1 protein-coding gene is annotated in these 1,420 nt (G+C 29.9%); it reads right to left on the bottom strand.

From position 1 onward, the window contains the following. Positions 1–46: 46 nt before the first annotated feature. A complete protein-coding gene (locus tag G3997_RS04580) occupies positions 47–1,288 on the bottom strand; it encodes a peptidase U32 family protein (RefSeq protein ID WP_296648799.1) in 1,242 nt (413 codons plus the stop codon). Positions 1,289–1,420 lie beyond the last annotated feature (132 nt).

Here is a 1,420-nt window from a genome sequence, read left to right as displayed (position 1 = left end):
AAATWYYWMAGWMYMTTTATATTTAATACTTAGGTATTTTTAGTTATTATATAGTAGTTATACTTACTATAGGTTTTCTTAACATATAGTCCTTATCTACTTTTATATCTAATTTAAGTTTAACTATTTGTCTTGCATGTGGAGCTGATTCTATAGGTTCCCCATCTTCATTGTACATTTCTAGTATATTAGCAAACATTGTTTCTTTGTATGGTCCTATAACTTCAACTTTATCTAACACATTCATTTTATTTCTTTGCTCTACTATATAAAGGTCATTTTCTGCATCATAATCTCTAACTATACCAACAAAGTCATAGTTTCTAATGTATGAAGCACTTTCATAGTTATGAGCTTTATCACTTGGTCTATCAAAATAGAATCCTGTACTGTAATCTCTATGGCTACCTTTCTTTAATTCTTCTAACCATATTGGATTGAATTTCCAGTTTTCTGGATCTTCATAATATGCATCTATAGCCATTCTATAAGCTCTAACTGTTGTAGCAACATAATAAGCAGTTTTCATACGTCCTTCTATTTTAAAACTTGTTATACCACACTCTATTAATTGTGGAACGTATTCTATCATACATAAATCCTTTGAGTTAAAGAAGAATGATGAGTCTATTCCATTTATAACTTCTTCATATTCTCCATTTTCATTTTCTTTAACTAAGTTGTACTTCCATCTACAAGGCTGAGCACATGATCCTCTATTTGCATCTCTTCCTGTAGTATAGTTACTTATTACACACTTTCCAGAATAAGACATACACATAGCCCCATGAACAAAGGCTTCTATATCCATATCTTCTGGCACATTATCTCTTATAGCTCTTATTTCATCAAAAGATAACTCTCTTGCTGTAACAACCCTTTGTGCACCTTGTTCATACCAAAACTTAGCTGCTACAGAGTTACTAGTACTTGCTTGTGTACTTATGTGTACTTCCATATCAGGTATTGTTTTTTTAACTATTGAGAATACTCCTGCATCACTTACTATAACAGCATCTACTCCTATTTCTTGAAGTTGTAAAAGATATGGAGGAAGTTGTTCAAGTTCTTCACTTCTAGGTATTATATTTATAGTAACAAAGACATGTTTTCCTAATTTATGAGCAAACTCTACTCCTTCTTTCATATCTTCTATAGTAAAGTTTTTAGCGGCAGATCTCATACCAAATATCTCTCCACCTATATATACAGCATCTGCTCCATAAGTAAAGGCTATTTTTAATCTTTCTAAATCACCTGCTGGTGCTAATAATTCTATCTTTTTCATGTTGTCTCCTTTATCTACTTATACTTTTATAATAAGTTATATTACCCAATTATAATTCATATAAAACTTTTTCATTATATCATTACTTTTTTAATACTTCAATACTTTCTCAGTATGTATTTAAATATATAA

This window comes from Romboutsia sp. 13368, assembly GCF_018336475.1.
Lineage (GTDB): Bacteria > Bacillota > Clostridia > Peptostreptococcales > Peptostreptococcaceae > Romboutsia.
The sequence above is the reverse complement of the archived record's forward strand: the minus strand, read 5'-3'. Positions and strand labels throughout refer to the sequence as shown.